This is a genomic window from Pseudomonas baltica (genome assembly GCF_031880315.1).
Taxonomy (GTDB): domain Bacteria; phylum Pseudomonadota; class Gammaproteobacteria; order Pseudomonadales; family Pseudomonadaceae; genus Aquipseudomonas.
The window spans coordinates 6,118,342-6,133,159 of the sequence record NZ_CP134771.1 but is presented as its reverse complement, the minus strand read 5'-3'; the positions used below and the strand labels follow the sequence as shown (position 1 = coordinate 6,133,159).

At 60.1% G+C, this 14,818-nt stretch carries 17 protein-coding genes and 1 pseudogene; 12 read left to right on the top strand and 6 right to left on the bottom strand.

Going from position 1 to position 14,818, the window contains the following annotated elements; genetic code table 11:
- Positions 1–2 precede the first annotated feature (2 nt).
- The 5 genes from REH34_RS28000 to REH34_RS27980 all read left to right on the top strand — a co-directional run bounded on the left by REH34_RS28000 (position 3) and on the right by REH34_RS27980 (position 3,290).
- The gene (locus REH34_RS28000; protein ID WP_311970002.1) at positions 3–467 is read left to right on the top strand and encodes a hypothetical protein; all 465 of its coding nucleotides are present in this window, start codon (positions 3–5) and stop codon (positions 465–467) included.
- Positions 440–1,507 carry an S-type pyocin domain-containing protein gene (locus REH34_RS27995; protein WP_311970001.1) on the top strand — a complete coding sequence of 356 codons (1,068 nt, stop codon included), beginning with the start codon at positions 440–442 and terminating at the stop codon, positions 1,505–1,507. The genes REH34_RS28000 and REH34_RS27995 overlap by 28 nt, the downstream gene beginning before the upstream one ends.
- A gap of 12 nt (positions 1,508–1,519) precedes the next feature.
- Entirely contained in the window at positions 1,520–2,044 is a 525-nt protein-coding gene (locus tag REH34_RS27990; RefSeq protein WP_311970000.1) for a hypothetical protein, read from the top strand.
- Positions 2,041–2,505 carry a DUF6392 family protein gene (locus REH34_RS27985; RefSeq protein ID WP_311969999.1) on the top strand — a complete coding sequence of 155 codons (465 nt, stop codon included), beginning with the start codon at positions 2,041–2,043 and terminating at the stop codon, positions 2,503–2,505. The genes REH34_RS27990 and REH34_RS27985 overlap by 4 nt, the downstream gene beginning before the upstream one ends.
- A gap of 320 nt (positions 2,506–2,825) precedes the next feature.
- Positions 2,826–3,290: a hypothetical protein gene (locus tag REH34_RS27980; protein ID WP_311969998.1), complete on the top strand. Its 465-nt coding sequence runs from the start codon at positions 2,826–2,828 to the stop codon at positions 3,288–3,290.
- A gap of 48 nt (positions 3,291–3,338) precedes the next feature.
- Here the strand turns inward: REH34_RS27980 and REH34_RS27975 are convergent, their stop codons facing one another.
- Both REH34_RS27975 and REH34_RS27970 read right to left on the bottom strand, forming a co-directional pair.
- Positions 3,339–4,052, bottom strand: a complete 714-nt coding sequence (locus tag REH34_RS27975; RefSeq protein WP_311969997.1) for an alpha/beta fold hydrolase — start codon at positions 4,050–4,052, stop codon at positions 3,339–3,341.
- A gap of 96 nt (positions 4,053–4,148) precedes the next feature.
- On the bottom strand, positions 4,149–4,436 hold the full coding sequence (locus REH34_RS27970) for a YkgJ family cysteine cluster protein (protein WP_409373357.1): 288 nt from the start codon (positions 4,434–4,436) through the stop codon (positions 4,149–4,151).
- Positions 4,437–4,717: 281 nt separating this feature from the next.
- Between REH34_RS27970 and REH34_RS27965 the strand changes: the two genes are divergently transcribed.
- From REH34_RS27965 to REH34_RS27955, 3 genes and pseudogenes are all read left to right on the top strand, one after another.
- On the top strand, positions 4,718–5,203 hold the full coding sequence (locus tag REH34_RS27965) for a flavin reductase family protein (RefSeq protein ID WP_311969996.1): 486 nt from the start codon (positions 4,718–4,720) through the stop codon (positions 5,201–5,203).
- 101 nt (positions 5,204–5,304) lie between these two features.
- Positions 5,305–6,057 (top strand): GntR family transcriptional regulator, encoded by a 753-nt coding sequence (locus REH34_RS27960; RefSeq protein ID WP_311969995.1) that lies wholly within the window; start codon positions 5,305–5,307, stop codon positions 6,055–6,057.
- Between the two features lie 21 nt (positions 6,058–6,078).
- Positions 6,079–6,194 (top strand): annotated as a pseudogene (locus REH34_RS27955) (LLM class flavin-dependent oxidoreductase); the annotation flags it as partial.
- Between the two features lie 45 nt (positions 6,195–6,239).
- Here REH34_RS27955 and REH34_RS27950 read toward each other — a convergent pair.
- The 3 genes from REH34_RS27950 to REH34_RS27940 all read right to left on the bottom strand — a co-directional run bounded on the left by REH34_RS27950 (position 6,240) and on the right by REH34_RS27940 (position 9,369).
- Complete coding sequence (locus REH34_RS27950; RefSeq protein ID WP_311969994.1) at positions 6,240–7,592, bottom strand: OprD family outer membrane porin; 1,353 nt, start codon at positions 7,590–7,592, stop codon at positions 6,240–6,242.
- A 269-nt stretch (positions 7,593–7,861) separates the two neighbouring features.
- On the bottom strand, positions 7,862–8,794 hold the full coding sequence (locus REH34_RS27945; protein WP_311969993.1) for a 2-hydroxyacid dehydrogenase: 933 nt from the start codon (positions 8,792–8,794) through the stop codon (positions 7,862–7,864).
- 35 nt (positions 8,795–8,829) lie between these two features.
- Entirely contained in the window at positions 8,830–9,369 is a 540-nt protein-coding gene (locus tag REH34_RS27940) for a chalcone isomerase family protein (protein ID WP_311969992.1), read from the bottom strand.
- Between the two features lie 226 nt (positions 9,370–9,595).
- Between REH34_RS27940 and REH34_RS27935 the strand changes: the two genes are divergently transcribed.
- The 3 genes from REH34_RS27935 to REH34_RS27925 all read left to right on the top strand — a co-directional run bounded on the left by REH34_RS27935 (position 9,596) and on the right by REH34_RS27925 (position 12,305).
- On the top strand, positions 9,596–10,270 hold the full coding sequence (locus tag REH34_RS27935) for a response regulator transcription factor (protein WP_311969991.1): 675 nt from the start codon (positions 9,596–9,598) through the stop codon (positions 10,268–10,270).
- A 165-nt stretch (positions 10,271–10,435) separates the two neighbouring features.
- Entirely contained in the window at positions 10,436–11,572 is a 1,137-nt protein-coding gene (locus tag REH34_RS27930) for a D-alanyl-D-alanine carboxypeptidase family protein (RefSeq protein WP_311972177.1), read from the top strand.
- Between the two features lie 142 nt (positions 11,573–11,714).
- Complete coding sequence (locus REH34_RS27925; protein WP_226502320.1) at positions 11,715–12,305, top strand: bifunctional 2-polyprenyl-6-hydroxyphenol methylase/3-demethylubiquinol 3-O-methyltransferase UbiG; 591 nt, start codon at positions 11,715–11,717, stop codon at positions 12,303–12,305.
- An 81-nt stretch (positions 12,306–12,386) separates the two neighbouring features.
- Here the strand turns inward: REH34_RS27925 and REH34_RS27920 are convergent, their stop codons facing one another.
- Complete coding sequence (locus REH34_RS27920; RefSeq protein ID WP_226502319.1) at positions 12,387–13,406, bottom strand: branched-chain amino acid aminotransferase; 1,020 nt, start codon at positions 13,404–13,406, stop codon at positions 12,387–12,389.
- A 241-nt stretch (positions 13,407–13,647) separates the two neighbouring features.
- On the opposite strand from REH34_RS27920, the gene REH34_RS27915 reads away from it, so the two are divergent.
- Complete coding sequence (locus REH34_RS27915; protein ID WP_311969990.1) at positions 13,648–14,589, top strand: sensor domain-containing diguanylate cyclase; 942 nt, start codon at positions 13,648–13,650, stop codon at positions 14,587–14,589.
- Positions 14,590–14,818: the final 229 nt, after the last annotated feature.

Sequence of the window (14,818 nt, the reverse complement as noted above, 5' to 3'; positions counted from 1 at the left end):
ACATGGATGACCATCTCAGAAACACACGGCAAGGGCCGGTATACCTCGACTCATCTCACATCACCTCGACCTATGATGGTGTGCTCCTGGAAGCGAACCACCCGCTCGGCAGGCCAGGCGGTTACGTGTTTGGAACCGGATATCTGTCTTCCACCGCCATCCCGGTTTTCCCCGAAGACTACGGACCACCTCAGCCTGAAGCCTATGAAAAGGAAGTCGACGCTCAGCTTCAGGCTTCGAAGCAAAGGGTATCTCAAGCCAATCCGCAGATCCTTGCCACTGCCCGGGCAGATATCGATACCAGGGTGGCGGACACCGCCCCTTTGGTCGACATCTCGCCAGTAGGCCATATTGCCGCGAAGCTTGTAGTAATCGACTCCCTGATAGCCGAAGCCAATCGCCTATCAGTCAGATGGCAACGGTGGCATGCCTGCCAGCAATGCCTCGATATGACCTTTCGGCGGTAAAAGGTCATATCGAGGCATTGCTGGCAGGCATGCCACCGTTGCCGTTACAAGCGGGCGTGGACAGTCTTTTTACCGATCCGCCGTTAGGTAAGCCAGAACTGGAAGCACTGTTGCAGTTCGTAGAACTCGACCGCGACAAGGGACTGAATACGTCGTTCTCCAAAGCTCGCGAAGCTGTTCTGCGCAATGAAAGCATTCGCCACCTGAAAGAGTTGGCTGTAAGGCTGGATGCAATCCGCACTGCTACGGCGTCCAGCCAGCAGCGCCTGGCCGAACATAACGCTCAACAAGCCGCGTTGACGGCTGAGCTGGAACGTCAAGCCACAGCAAAGCGCGAACAGCTGGAGCAGCAGGCTCGCGAGGAGGCGCAGGCTGCCGCAGCTGAACTGGAGAGACGCCTGAAGGCACAGGCGCAAGAGGATGCTCTGAACGCGGCTAACGCGCGCCTCGATGCGTGGCGGGCGCTACCAGGCGCCTTGGTTGTCGACATTCCGCAGCTCAAAGGTCAAGCCCCCTCGCTGGTAGCCGCAGGCTCAGCGCTATCGATCCTAGACAGTAATCCCCTATCGCTGCGGACCGCCATCAGGACGGCTATCGACATACTCTCCAAGATCGCGCTCGGGATAACCTCATCGGCCACGGTGTTGCTGTCGGGCCTGGCGGTGGGCTTTATCGCTCTGCTCTGGCCATCGAACCTGGGCAATGGAGAGCGTCGCAGCGTGCTGCTGATGCCGCTGGACACCTTGCCTGCGCCAGATTCGGCCACCTTGGACGCGGCAGCGCAAAGCGGCCAACCGGTCACCTTGCCATACGCCGCTACGTTGCGCAGTGACGCCGATGGCTTACGGATAAATGTAGTCGCTGGCCGCGAGGACTTTCCGCTCCGGGCACCGGTGATCGACCTGACGTTGAACACGCAGACAGGTGCCTATCAGGCGTTGATCAATACCCCGCCACGGCTGATCCACGTCACGCCGATAGTGCAACCCGGTGATGCCTCCACCGAACTGCCTATCACCGATCCGCTGAAGCCTGTCTAGCCGGGTCCTTCTTTGGAACTGCAAGGTCTGACCGGGAACGTAACCCCTGGTTACGAAGCGCTGGATGCCGAGCTGTATATCCTTCGCTATCCTGCCAGCACCGGCTTGCCTACGCTTTATCTAGCGGTTGAACGGCCGCCAGTGGAGCTCGGAGAGGTCGGGCCGTATAAAGATTTGGCGCAACGCAGTAAGGGAGATCGATTGGATATCGACCATGTTCCGTCAGGCAAAGCACTAGAGATCCACTACCTAGAAGCGAATCCTCTGATGCCAGTTGACGTGCGTAAGAAGTTAGTTAGTAGAGGGGCCGCTGTCGCTATCCCAAGGGAAATCCATCAGAGATACAGCGAAACTTATGGAGGAAGGAATACCAAGGATAAATCGGCACTCGATGGTGCTAACTTAGAGGTAGCCGTGAATAGCAACATCAACGCATACCGACCCGCGCTCCTCGAATCAGGTATGTCAACCGAGCAAATCACGGCCATAATTGAGGCTTTGCACGAAATGAACCGGAAGGACGGCCTTTACGAATGATTGAACAGAACTTTGAAAAGGTAGTAGCTGCTCTCGGCAAACCCGAGGCAGAGGTCATCGCTGAGCTGGGACTACTTCCTGATATGAAATACCCAACTGAGGATGAATCCTTCTTCTTCGACTACAAACCGGAGAAGGGTGTAGAATTTGTTTTCGACTCAGAAACTTTCCACTTCATTAAGGTGCATATTCTACTTAGGCCGTCCCCGATGGCAAGCCACGTGTATACAGGCGCCCTCCCCTTGGGCATCTCACTGGACTGGAATCGAGAAAAAGCCCATTCCATCCTTGGCCAACCGACGAAATCCTGGCCGGCCAATAACATACCAACTATCGGTGATGTAGGCGGCTGTGATTCATTTACGCTGACAGGTCACGAGCGTCTTGAACTGTTCATCGGATATTCAACCTCCGGAGATATTGACCAAATCAGTGTAATGCACAAGAACCGCCCTGTTTGACCTCCTCATATATATTTTAACGATTGGGCGTGATTGTTAGTAATGCTGGCGTCGCCATTGACAATCTACATGGGCGGCGTCAGCGTTTTCGTCCTAGTCTAGGGAAGGAATTGGCTACCTCTGAACAGGAACGCACCTAGCGCCACGAAGTACAGGATGTCGAGCTGCATAAGCCCAGCTATCATGCCAGCGCATTATCTTGCGGTTACATCTATGCGAAAAATTGATCCCCAGGATCTACGTAACATTCTCGCCATGTGCGCGTCACTGACCATTCCAGTAAAGCCCTCACAAAATCGAAAAAAAGCTGAAATATATAAATGGTCGCAGAAAAATTTAACGAAATATTAAATACATTAGGCAGAGCAGAACCAGAGGTCATTAACGTTCCGGGTTTGACGCCACAAATGAAAGACCCCACCGACGACAATTCATTCTGGCATACGTACTCAATAGAAAATGGCGTTGATTTCATGTTCGATGCTCAAACCTCAAAGTTCGTCGAGGTTCACATCCAGCTAAAAGCCCGGCCTGGGGATATGCAGGTCTACTCCGCGCCACCACCGCTAGGTATTTCCAGCACTTGGAATAGAACCCAAGCCTTGGAATTTCTTGGCTCACCGACTCGTTCCTGGCCCGCTACAAAACTTCCTGTATTGGGAGAAAGAGGCGGATGTGACTCTTTCCCAATAGCGGCATATCCAGATATTGAACTCTTCGTTGGGTACTTCACGGCGTGGGAGGTGGAGCGGATGAGTTCGATGCATAAGGATCGACCAATCTAGCAGCAGCGCCCTTCGTTGCAAATAAACGAAGGGCGCTTGCCCTACCCTCTACCGAGCCTTCAACCAATCCCGCAAATCACTCACCTCGGCCTCGCTGATCGAATGGCGCAATCCCGGATACAGATGAATCTGCGGGGTAATGCCAATCGCCCGCAGGCTCTCATCGGCCTGGGTCGCACTCGCCACCGGCAGGACGTTATCCGCCGTGCCATGGCCGATGAAGAAGCGCACCTTGGCGTACTGCGGATCAGCCTTTATCTTGTTCCGCAAGGGTGGCAGCAACTTGCCACTTAGCGCCGCCATCGCGCCGATGCTTTGCGGATCATGCAGCGCGACCTGATAGCTCATGATCGCGCCCTGACTGAAGCCCACCAGGGTCACCCGATCCGCACGCGTGTGGTACTTGGCCACAGCCGCTTTGATGAACGCGGCGATACGCGCTTCGCTGCTGTTCACGTCGCCGCCCAGGCCATCGTATTCGGTCGCCTCACCCTTGGGGGTGAACCACTGGTAGCCGTCCTGGCTGATCTGCATCGGCGCCTGCACCGACAGGTAGGTATAGCCTTCGGGCAAATCGTCCTTGAGGCCGAACAGGTCCGCTTCGTTGCTGCCGTAGCCATGCAGGAAGATCACCAACGGCTGGTCGGGCTGGCCGTTACCGGGCTGTTCGAGGTATTGCAGCGGCAGGTCGCCGTGCAGTGCGGGCTGAGCAAGCAGCAGAGGCGAAAACAGCAGGGACAGAGCAGCGATGAGCAGTTTCATGTCGGGATAGAGCCTTCGGGCTATGAGGGTGCACCGATCATAGCGCCCATGCCGCGCGCTTGCAGCGCCGCCATGAGCGCCTGACGCAAACATTCATCAAGGCGCCACACGCTCTTCAAGGCAATCGTCGCCGCCCATCTCGAATTCCCGACAGATCAGCGGCCGCTGACGGTAGATGCTGCAGCTCATGGTGCGGCGGTCGAGCGCCGCGCACCAGCCATCGTCGAGCCGCGCCATGGTCTCCGAGCCCCAGTCATCGACCTCGATAAAGCGCTCCGGCACCCCGGTGTCGGTGATCAACATCACTTCCAGGCGGCAGCATTTGGCCGCGCAGGTAGTACAGCTCACCGCATCAGGCGGTGCAGCATCGGTGATGGGGTGCAACGTGATCAAAGGCAATTCCATGGGCTATAGAGGGCGAGGCATGGAGGGTAGCCGGATCCGTGGCGAGCACAAGGTTTTTCCGACCTGCAACGCCTGCCTCGCAAACAGCGCCGACCAAGATAAATAGCGTTTGCACAGTCAAACTTATGGTATACCATCAGACCATATACATGGCCGAGTCGATTCCGTGCTGGCCTACACCGAACTGAAAACGGTGTGGATCAACCTCATCCAGGCGCCCATGCCTGATCCCTTCGTGATGCATTGACAGGTACCTGATCATGATCGACCCCAGTCTTTATAAAGAAGTGATGGCCTCGTTTCCGTCCGGCGTGACCGTGGTCACCGCGCTGGACGCCGAGGGCGGCATCGTCGGCATCACCGCCAGCGCTTTCAGCGCCCTGTCGCTGGACCCGGCCCTGGTGCTGTTCTGCCCCAGCTACAGCTCCGACACTTACCCTGTGCTGCGCGCCAGCAAGCGCTTCGCCATTCACTTGCTCAGCGGGCCGCAACAGGCTCACGCCTACGCCTTTGCCAGCAAGGGCAAAGACAAGGCCAAGGCAATCGAGTGGACACTCAGCGAGCAGGGTAATCCGTTGCTGGAAGGCGCCACGGCCATCATTGAGTGCGAGCTTTGGCGCGAATACGAGGGCGGCGATCACGCCATCGTGGTCGGCAAGGTGACCAATCTGATCCTGCCGCACGAACCCGTCACACCGATGATCTATCACCGTGGCAAGCTCGGCGCGCTGCCGGCGTTCTGCTGAGGCCCCGCCCCTACCCCCGTGATAAACTGCCCGATGCCGAGCGCCCTGAGTGGCGTTCGGTGCCTTTCGTGCCCAGCACAGCCACAACCAGAGCGGACCCGATGAAACGCCTGCCACTTGACGATAGCTTCAAGGTCCATCGCAACCCCGTCACCCTGCGCGAAATCGTCCTGGACAAACTGCGCGGCGCCATCATGAATTTCCAGCTGCTGCCCGGCGACCGCCTGGTAGAGCGCGACCTCTGCGAACGTCTGGGTGTCAGCCGCACGTCAGTACGCGAAGCGCTACGCCACCTCGAGTCCGAAGGCCTGGTGGAATTCGCCGACGCCAAGGGCCCGAGCGTAGCGATCATCACCTGGGCCGACGCTTGTGACATCTATGAGCTGCAATGTGTGCTGGAGGGCTTGATCGTGCAGCTGTTCACCCTCAACGCCAAGGCCAAGGACATCCGCGCCCTTGAGAAGGCCCTGGAGGTCAATCGCAGGGCCCTTGAAGAGCAGGAGCTGCCAGCGGTACTGGATTCGGTTCAGGGTTTCTACGATGTGCTGCTCGAAGGCGCCGGCAACAAGGTCGCGGCCACTCAGCTGCGCCAATTGCAGGCGCGCATCAGCTACCTGCGGGCCACGTCGATGTCCCAGGCAAACCGCCGCAGCGCCAGTAACGAAGAGATGCAGCGCATCGTCGCGGCGATCAAGAGCGGCGATGCCCTGGCCGCTCACCAGGCATCGGTCGACCACGTGCGCGCGGCCGCCAAGGTGGCGCTGGATTATCTGCGCGGCGAGCAGGAAGGCAACGCCAAGGTGCACGAGATCGCCACGCCGGTGATGCTCAAGGAACCGCGTATCGCGCGCTGAATGTTGCACTGGCAATACCGGCATCAACGACTGGGCGTGGACGCGTTCGGCTTCTGGTGCGACAGCGGCCTGCCGCACGCCGAAAAGAAAAATCCCTGAAGTTGTTCATTGAGCGGGTCGTGCCGGCGTTTCGTTAGCACGCCGGCTGTGGGCGGCAATCACGCTCCCGCCCTCGCCGTCTACTAGAACAACGCCAGCTGATAGGTGAGGATCAAGCGGTTGTGGTCGATGTCGCTGGCCCCTGTCGCATTGGTGCGGAACGAACCGTTGCGCACACCGATGCCCACGCCTTTGAACGTACCTTCCTGGATCACGTAATCCAGAGCGATGTCGCGCTCCCATTCGTTCTGATCACCGCCCGCCGTCGCCTTGATGTTCTGGCCATTGAGGTAAATGGTCGAGAACTTCAGGCCCGGCAGCCCAAGGCCTGCGAAGTCATAGATGTACTGGGCAAAGCTGGTGTTCTCCCCGGCACGGGCGAAGTTGGAGATCAAACGGTCGGTGATCAGGTAGGTGGTACCGCCGCCGGCACCTTCGTTGACCAGGCTGCCCTGGTTGAGCTGCACGAAGTTGCTGCCTTCCGAGACCCGCTGATGGCCGGCCATGAAGCTGTGGCCGCCCAGCGCGTAGGTGAACGACGCGCTCCAGGTGTTGTTCTGGATCTCGCCGGGGGTGCGTGCATACCCGCTCGTCTTGTAGCCTTCGGCGCGCCCGGAAGCACTGCCGTTGGCGCCGTCGGAACCGGTGTGGAAGAAGCGCAGGTCGGTCTTGAACGATTGGCTCTTGTCGATGGCCCAGATGTGGGTCAGGCCGGCGAAGTGCTGGGTGTAGTAGTCTTCAAGGTTCGCGTAGTAGTACTGCGCGGTGAGGCTCTTGGTGACGGCATAATCGCCACCGGCGAACCAGAACTTGTTGCTTTGCTGAGTACCGCCACTGACCGCGAGCCCGGTGCTGTTGGTCGAAGCACGGCCGACAGCGTGCTCGATCAGCCCGCCGGTGAAGGTCAGGTGATCGATATCCTTGCTGATGAATTGCGTACCCTCGAACGTCTGCGGCAACAGGCGGCCATCGTTGGGCACGAGGATCGGCAAGTTAGGGATCAGGGTGCCGGTCTTGACCTCGGTCTTGGCGAAGCGCACCTTGCCAGTCAGCCCCAGACGCCCGAACTGGTCGGCATCATGGCCCCCATCGGTAGGAAACAGGTTGCCTGGGCTGCGGTCCTCGCCGGCCTTGCCGACTTTGCCGCCACCGTCCAGCCGCACCGCATAGGTGCCCAGCGCATCCAGGCCAAAGCCCACGGCACCTTCGGTATAACCAGACTGCACCTTGAGCACGAAGGCCTGGCCCCAGTTGTGTACCTGGCCGCTGTAGGCGCTGTTGCCAACCTTGCCTTGACTCTCGCGAATGTCGTTGGACAAGTCGAGGTTTTTGAGGCTCAGCGTGGCCTTGCTGTCGTCGATGAAACCGGCGGCGCCCGCTTGTTGGGCGGCGATGCCGAGGGCAATGGCCATTGCCAGCTGTGAAGAGGTGTTCATGCTCGATTCCAGTGCAGACATGAAAGTCTTGAGTTTCTGCTGGGGCTCGAAGGCAAGCGATGGCTTGCCGTACATCCGAATGGACTTGAGCCCCTAATGGGCTCGTTGCGGTGGACCGCTGGCGACGGGAGGCAATTTATGACAGGTGAATTATTATTAAAAATAATTTTTTTATCGCATTCAAGAATTAAAAAGCATATCGGACTATTCGGTTAATTCAGAGTTCCGCCAAAAATTCGTTTGGAGCTATCCTTGCTCCTGATGGGGAATCACCTCACCGGATTGACCATCGCCTGCCCTGCCAGATAACGCTCGACGTTATCGATGAACAGCTCCGTCTGCCCGGCCCAGGCCGAATCGGAGCGGCCGGCGATGTGCGGGGTCAGTACCAGATTCTCGAACTCCAACAGCGCCTCGGGCCGAGCGGGCTCGCTTTCGTAGACATCCAGCGCTGCCCCGGCGATCACGCCCTCGCGCAACGCTGTCGCCAATGCCGTGGTGTCCACCACTGAGCCGCGGCCGACGTTCACCAGGTAGCCTTCAGGGCCCAGCGCTTGCAGGATCGAGCTGTCGATCAGGTGCAAGGTCGCCGCGCCACCGGGCACCGCCACTACGAGAAAATCGCACCAGTGCGCCAGGGCCGTCAGGTCGGCGAAGTAGCGCGGCGGCCAATCCGTCACCGGGTTGCGGCTGTGATAGCCGATGTCCATGTCGTAGCCGCCCGCACGCTTGGCCAGGCAGCGGCCGATATGGCCGGCGCCCACCAGGCCGAGGCGGCGCCGGTGCAAGCCGGGGTCGCTGGGCAGGGTGTTGCGATCGCAGCCGGCCCGGGCCAGGCGATCCATCTGCGGAATGCGCCGCACCACTGCGCCCAACAGCGCCATGGCGTGGTCGGCAACGATATCGGCATTGGCACCGCCACCGTGGGTCACCGCGATACCGCGCTGAGCGGCATGCTGATGATCGATGTTCTCGTGACCGGCGCCCATGGCACTGGCGATCCGCAGCGCCGGAATGGCGTCGATCTCGGCAGCACTCAAGCCCCGCGAGCCGTTGGTCAGTACCGCCTGTACGCGGGCCGATTGAGCATCGCTCAGGGCCTCGGCAGCGGGGTTCAATACCTCGAAACGCTGCTGCAGTCGCTGTACCACGGTGTCCGGCATGGGCACCAGCAGTGCCAGCGGTATGGATTCGGATGACATGTCCAGACGCTCCATGAATGTTAATGAATCGGCAGCTAGTTCTTGCTTGTGCCCAGCAACTGCGCGCGCAGATCCGGATCGCGGCTGCGCGGATCGAGCCAGATGGCGAAGAACGCCTTGGCGTAGGTCAGGTCCTTGATCTCGCTCTTGAGCTGGTCGCCGACGTAGAACTGTGCACCTTGCCCCGGCAGAAACACGCCGGTCAGTCGGCTGCCTTCCTCTACGTCGACGAACGACTGCTGCATCTGTTCACGCCAGCGTTGCAGCTGCTCGGCACTGACTGCGCTGCCTTGGATACGCTTGATTTCATTGATGCTGGCGTCCACCAGGGCGTCGCCCTTGATCGACCTGTGGTAGGTCAATTCAAGGGCGAAGGGAGTGCTGTCGTCCAGATGGTCGGCCGGGGTATACAGTCGCGCGGTATAGACCAGAAAGCCGAATTTGCGAAAGTCCCCGGCGCCCAGCAGGTGGGCGTTCGCCAGCGCGGTGTGCCAGCCGGCCAGTGCTGCGGGGCTCAGCAGCAACACGGCAAGCATCGAAGTCACCAGTAACGTCAGACGGCTGAACAGCTTCATCTACCACTCCAGTCGTATCGCCCGTGGATCACAGACGCTATAGGCAAAGCCGCCAATGCACAACTGCGCATAACGGACCGCAGGCCGCGCATACAGGGGCAAGGGCATTAAACATTAGTTAATTTACCGCCGCCACGCACCGCCCTTAGGCTGAGAACAGGGTATATCGCCAGGTGTGCCCGGCCGAACGGCTGTTCCTTCGGCCCGATACGCAGCGGAGCCGTCAATGAAGTATGTGCTGGTAATCGAACAGGATGAAGTCACGGCCCAGGCCGTGATGGCGGAGCTCAAGGGGCACGGGTTCAGCGTGCAATGGGCCGACAACGGCTCTACCGGCCTGGCCATGGCCGTAGCGGGCCGGTACGACAGCATCATCCTGGCCCGGCGATTATCCGACATCGACGGCCTGACCATCGTCGCCACCCTGCGCGAGCAGCATATCCACACGCCGATCCTGATGCTCAGCGTGCCCGCCGGGGTAGACGCCAGCGTCGAGCACCTGCGCAGCAGCGGCGACGACTACCTGACCAAACCTTTCACCAGTGGCGAACTGGCAGCGCGGCTGGCCATGCTGCAGCGCCGTGGCGAGGATGCGAACCTGTCTGCATCGCTGGTCAGCGGGCCCTTGCATCTGGAACTCGATACCCAGCGGGTCACGCGCGATGGTCAGGCGCTGGAACTGCTGCCCTCGGAGGTCAAGCTGCTGGCGTTTCTGCTGCGTAATATCGGCCAGCGGGTGACCAGCACCATGCTGTTCGAACAGGTGTGGGGCTACCCCTTCGACCCCGGCAACCAGATCATCGAAGTGCACATCGATCGCCTGCGCCGCAAGCTCGTCGGCCCCGGCGCACCGACCCTGCTGACCTTGCGCGACGGCGGCTATCGGCTGCAGGCCGCATGACTCAAGCGCTGCATCGCGTCCAGTAACTTTTATTTAATCTCGCCCCCGTTGAGCGGCCGCTGGCTCTGGCCTACCGTGTGCGACCTTTTTTTCATATTCACTCAAGGCCCGCCGTCCGTGACCTTTCGCTTGCTGCCGTTGCCCCTCGCCCTCGCCTGTGCCGCCATCACACCTTTGGCCCTTGCCGACGGCCCCGTCTCCGCAACCCTGCGCAGCGCCGAGCCGATGATTCCTGCACCGCCGCAACTGGGCGCGCGGTCCTGGGTAATGATGGACGCCACCACCGGCACCATCATCAGCAGCCAGAACCCCGACGAGCGCCTGCCACCGGCCAGCCTTACCAAGTTGATGACGGTGTACATCACCACCCATGAACTCATGGCCGGACGTCTCAAGCCTGACGACAAGGTCACCATCAGCGATAACGCCTGGCGCACTGGCGGCTCGCGGATGTTCATCACCCCCAACAGCCAGATCAGCGTCGACGACTTGATGCACGGCGTGGTGATCGATTCCGGCAACGATGCCGCCGTGGCGCTCTCCGAACGCATCGCCGGCAGCGAAGACGCTTTCGCCGGGATGATGAACCAGACCGCGCAGAAGCTGGGCATGACCAACTCCCACTTCATGAACCCCACCGGCCTGCCGATCGACGACCACTACTCGTCGGCCCACGACATGGCGGTGCTGGCTCAGTCGATCATTCACGACGAACCCGCCTACTACCCGCTGTACGCCAACAAGTACTTCACCTGGGGCGGGATTCGCCAGCCGAACCGCAACCTGCTGCTATGGCGCGACGCCTCGGTCGACGGCCTCAAGACCGGCCACACCGACGCCGCCGGCTACTGCATGGTGACCTCGGCGGTGCGCAATGGCGAGCGCCTGATCACGGCGGTGTTCGGCTCCACCAGCATGGCCAACCGAGCCTCGGACACCGAAACCTTGCTGACCTACGGCTTCCGTTTCTATGAAAACGCCAAGTTGCAGAACGGCCGGGCGGTGCTTGCACAGCCGCATGTGTGGAAAGGCGCCGCCGATACCGTCCCGGTCGGCCTGGCCAGCGACTTGGTGCTGACCCTGCCGCGCCGCAGCCATCAGAATTTCAACGCGCACGTCAACCTCAACCCGGACCTGGTCGCGCCATTGCCGGTGGGCACGGTGGTCGGCAGCTATGACGTGTTCGATGGCACCGACAAGCTGGTATCGCGGCCACTGGTGACCTTGGCCGACACGCCTCAGGGTGGCTGGTTGCATCGTTTGCTGGATGGGATTCGGATGTTTTTTGCGTCGAAGTTCTGAGGTGCGTTGTGTATCGATGCAAATGACCCCTTGAGAACACTCGAGTATCAAAGCTGAAACCCGAATCCCCCTTGCAGTCGCCGGGGGAATACTGGCACATTCAGCAACAGGCTTTAGTCCAAAGCCTGTTTGGAGATGTGCCATGGATGTCGACACCCTCAACGCGTATAACGTCTACGCCAAGCCCTTCGCCCAGCACTGGCACGAGCAACCGCAACCCAGCGATCTCTACACCCTGCTGAACACCTTCTTCACTCCTGGCCTCACTGCCGATATCGGCTGCGGCGCCGGGCGTGACGTGGCATGGCTCAACAACGCCGGTTTCGACACCGTGGGTTATGACGCCAGCGACCTGTTGCTCGACCACGCCCGCTATCGCTACCCGAACCTGCGTTTCGAGCTGTCCTCGCTGCCGGATCTGGCCAACATTGTCAGCGAACGCTTCCAGAACATCCTCTGCGAGTCGGTGATCATGCACCTTGACCTGCGCCTGATCCGCCCCTCGGTGGCGCGCATGCTCGACCTGCTGGTGCCGGGCGGCGTGCTCTATATCAGTTGGCGCGTGATGAAAGGCAGCGCCAAGCGCGATCAGCATCGTCGCCTGTATTCGGCCTTCGATAAATCGCTGATCCTCCAGGAATGCCTCGGCCACCGGGTGCTGCTGGATCGCGAAGACCTGAGCGAAGCGTCCGGCAAGCGCATCCAGCGCATGATCATTCGCAAGCGCGGATGAACCGGCGCGATAACGAGCCTGCCATAAAAAAACCCATCCACCGCGTGCGCCGTGGATGGGTCGTCGTCCTGCAGTTGGGTCTTACACCTTGACGATCCAGCCCGCCGGGCCTTCGATGTCACCGGCCTGCACGCCGGTCAGCTCGTTGTACAGACGCTGGGTCACCGGGCCGACTTCGGTCTCGCTGTAGAACACGTGCATCTTGCCGTCGTATTCGATGCCGCCGATCGGCGAGATCACCGCGGCGGTGCCGCACGCGCCAGCTTCGACGAACTGGTCGATCTTGTCGATGAACACGTCCCCTTCGATCACGGTCAGGCCCAGGCGCGTTTGCGCCAGCTCGATCAGCGACAGGCGGGTGATGCCCGGCAACACCGACGGCGATTTCGGCGTGACGAACTCGTTGTTGGCGGTGATGCCGAAGAAGTTGGCCGAACCGACCTCTTCGATCTTGGTGTGGGTTTGCGGATCGAGGTAGATGCAATCGGCAAAGCCGGCGCTCTTGGCAGCCGCACCCGGTTGCAGGCTGGCGGCGTAGTTGCCACCTACCTTGGCGGCACCGGTGCCGTTGGGGGCTGCACGGTCGTAGCTGGAGATCTGGAAGTTGTGCGGCTTCATGCCGCCCTTGAAGTAAGGACCGACCGGGATGCAGAACACCGAGAAGATGAATTCAGGGGCGGTACGCACGCCGATGTTGTCGCCCACGCCGATCACGAACGGGCGCAGGTACAGGGCGCCACCGCTGCCATAGGGCGGGATGAAGCGTTCGTTGGCCTTGACCACCTGCTTGCAGGCATCGATGAACATCTCGGTCGGCACGTGCGGCATCAACGTGCGATGGCAGCTGCGCGCCATGCGCAAGGCGTTCTGATCCGGGCGGAACAGGTTGATCGAACCGTCCTTGCAGCGATAGGCCTTGAGGCCTTCAAAGCACTGCTGGCCGTAATGCAGGGCGGTGGAACCTTCGCTGATGTGCAGCACATTGTCTTCGGTCAGGGTGCCTGGCTGCCAGTCACCGTCCTTCCAGTTAGACAAATAGCGCAAATCGGTCTTGATGTAATCGAACCCCAGTTTGTCCCAGTTAAGGCTTTCGTGACCCATGACACCCTCTACGCTTTGAACGACCGCCTGAACCTTTCAGGCCGCTGATTATTGACAATGGCTGTAACAATACTGCATTCGGACGCCGGTTTCAGCAGGTGCGTCGCCACATGAGCAACTTTCATCGGCGCGAGCTGCGCGCCTGGCCGTTCGTCCGTTGCCACGCACGGGCCTTGCGCAAATCCGCGCTAGTGGCAACATGCTATCGAGCACCGCCCATCTCTTTATTCGAAGCCTCCCCATGCCCAACTTCCCTCTCGAACCTGAAAGCGACGTCTACAAGACCCTGCTCGAATCCACCAAGGCCATTCCCTGGCGCATCGACTGGGACACCATGACCTTTACCTACGTCGGCCCGCAGATCGAGGCGCTGCTGGGCTGGACGCCACAAAGCTGGGTGGGCATCAACGACTGGGTCGAGCGCATGCACCCGGATGATCGCGATTATGTGGTGGAGTTCTGCGTGACGCAGTCCCAGGCCGGCGTCGATCATGAGGCCGACTATCGAGCGCTGACCAAGGACGGCGGGTATGTCTGGATCCGCGACGTGGTCCACGTGATCCGCAAGGACGGCAAGGTCGAGGCGTTGGTGGGTTTCATGTTCGATATCAGCGAGCGCAAGGCCACCGAGGAGCATCTGCTCCAGCTGCAAAAACAACTGGAGGAGTTCTCCTTCAGCGATGGTCTGACCGGCATCGCCAACCGGCGCATGCTCGACAAGGTGCTGGAGCGCGAATGGGCACAGGCGCAACGCAGCCAGAAGCCGATTTCGCTGATTCTCGCGGACATCGATTACTTCAAGCAGTACAACGATTGCTACGGCCACATGAAGGGTGACGAATGCCTCAAGCGCGTCGCCCAGAGCCTCAGCCTGGCGGCCAATCGACCGCTGGATTTCATCGCCCGCATGGGCGGTGAGGAGTTCATCTGGGTACTGCCCGAGACCGATGCCGCCTCGGCCCGCGAAGTGGCCAACAAGTGCCAGCAGTTGATTCGCCAGGCGCAGATCCCCCACGAGCGCTCGCAGGTATCGACCTGGCTGACGGTCAGCCTCGGGGTGGGGACCATGATCCCGGGGCAGCAGGCCCACGCGCTGAGTTTTGTCGAGAAGGTCGACGAGTTGCTGTATCTGGCCAAGCACAATGGCCGCAAGCGCGCCGAGTATGGGCAGTTTGGGGGTTGATGCTGTGTATCGGCCGGGAGGGGCCCTTCGCGGGCCAGCCGCATCACCGCTAATTCAAGAGATGAAACCTGCCCGCCAATTTTCCTCGACAGCTGCTCTGACGTTTTGGTTATGCTAGGGTCAAATAAATCGCTAACCGCTTATTACCCATAAGGAAATGCTCGCGTCGCGCCCAACCGCAACACCGCCTGATGCTTGCGGGCCGCAGTGGCCTGCAGCTGTCGATTCA

What these genes read in the sequence shown, in the direction of transcription:
- REH34_RS28000 (WP_311970002.1), top strand. Translation starts at nt 3, where the DNA reads ATGGATGACCATCTCAGAAACACACGGCAAGGGCCGGTATACCTCGAC.
- REH34_RS27995 (WP_311970001.1), top strand. Translation starts at nt 440, where the DNA reads ATGCCTCGATATGACCTTTCGGCGGTAAAAGGTCATATCGAGGCATTG.
- REH34_RS27985 (WP_311969999.1), top strand. Translation starts at nt 2,041, where the DNA reads ATGATTGAACAGAACTTTGAAAAGGTAGTAGCTGCTCTCGGCAAACCC.
- REH34_RS27980 (WP_311969998.1), top strand. Translation starts at nt 2,826, where the DNA reads ATGGTCGCAGAAAAATTTAACGAAATATTAAATACATTAGGCAGAGCA.
- REH34_RS27975 (WP_311969997.1), bottom strand. Translation starts at nt 4,052, where the DNA reads ATGAAACTGCTCATCGCTGCTCTGTCCCTGCTGTTTTCGCCTCTGCTG.
- REH34_RS27965 (WP_311969996.1), top strand. Translation starts at nt 4,718, where the DNA reads ATGATCGACCCCAGTCTTTATAAAGAAGTGATGGCCTCGTTTCCGTCC.
- REH34_RS27960 (WP_311969995.1), top strand. Translation starts at nt 5,305, where the DNA reads ATGAAACGCCTGCCACTTGACGATAGCTTCAAGGTCCATCGCAACCCC.
- REH34_RS27950 (WP_311969994.1), bottom strand. Translation starts at nt 7,592, where the DNA reads ATGAACACCTCTTCACAGCTGGCAATGGCCATTGCCCTCGGCATCGCC.
- REH34_RS27945 (WP_311969993.1), bottom strand. Translation starts at nt 8,794, where the DNA reads ATGTCATCCGAATCCATACCGCTGGCACTGCTGGTGCCCATGCCGGAC.
- REH34_RS27940 (WP_311969992.1), bottom strand. Translation starts at nt 9,369, where the DNA reads ATGAAGCTGTTCAGCCGTCTGACGTTACTGGTGACTTCGATGCTTGCC.
- REH34_RS27935 (WP_311969991.1), top strand. Translation starts at nt 9,596, where the DNA reads ATGAAGTATGTGCTGGTAATCGAACAGGATGAAGTCACGGCCCAGGCC.
- REH34_RS27925 (WP_226502320.1), top strand. Translation starts at nt 11,715, where the DNA reads ATGGATGTCGACACCCTCAACGCGTATAACGTCTACGCCAAGCCCTTC.
- REH34_RS27920 (WP_226502319.1), bottom strand. Translation starts at nt 13,406, where the DNA reads ATGGGTCACGAAAGCCTTAACTGGGACAAACTGGGGTTCGATTACATC.
- REH34_RS27915 (WP_311969990.1), top strand. Translation starts at nt 13,648, where the DNA reads ATGCCCAACTTCCCTCTCGAACCTGAAAGCGACGTCTACAAGACCCTG.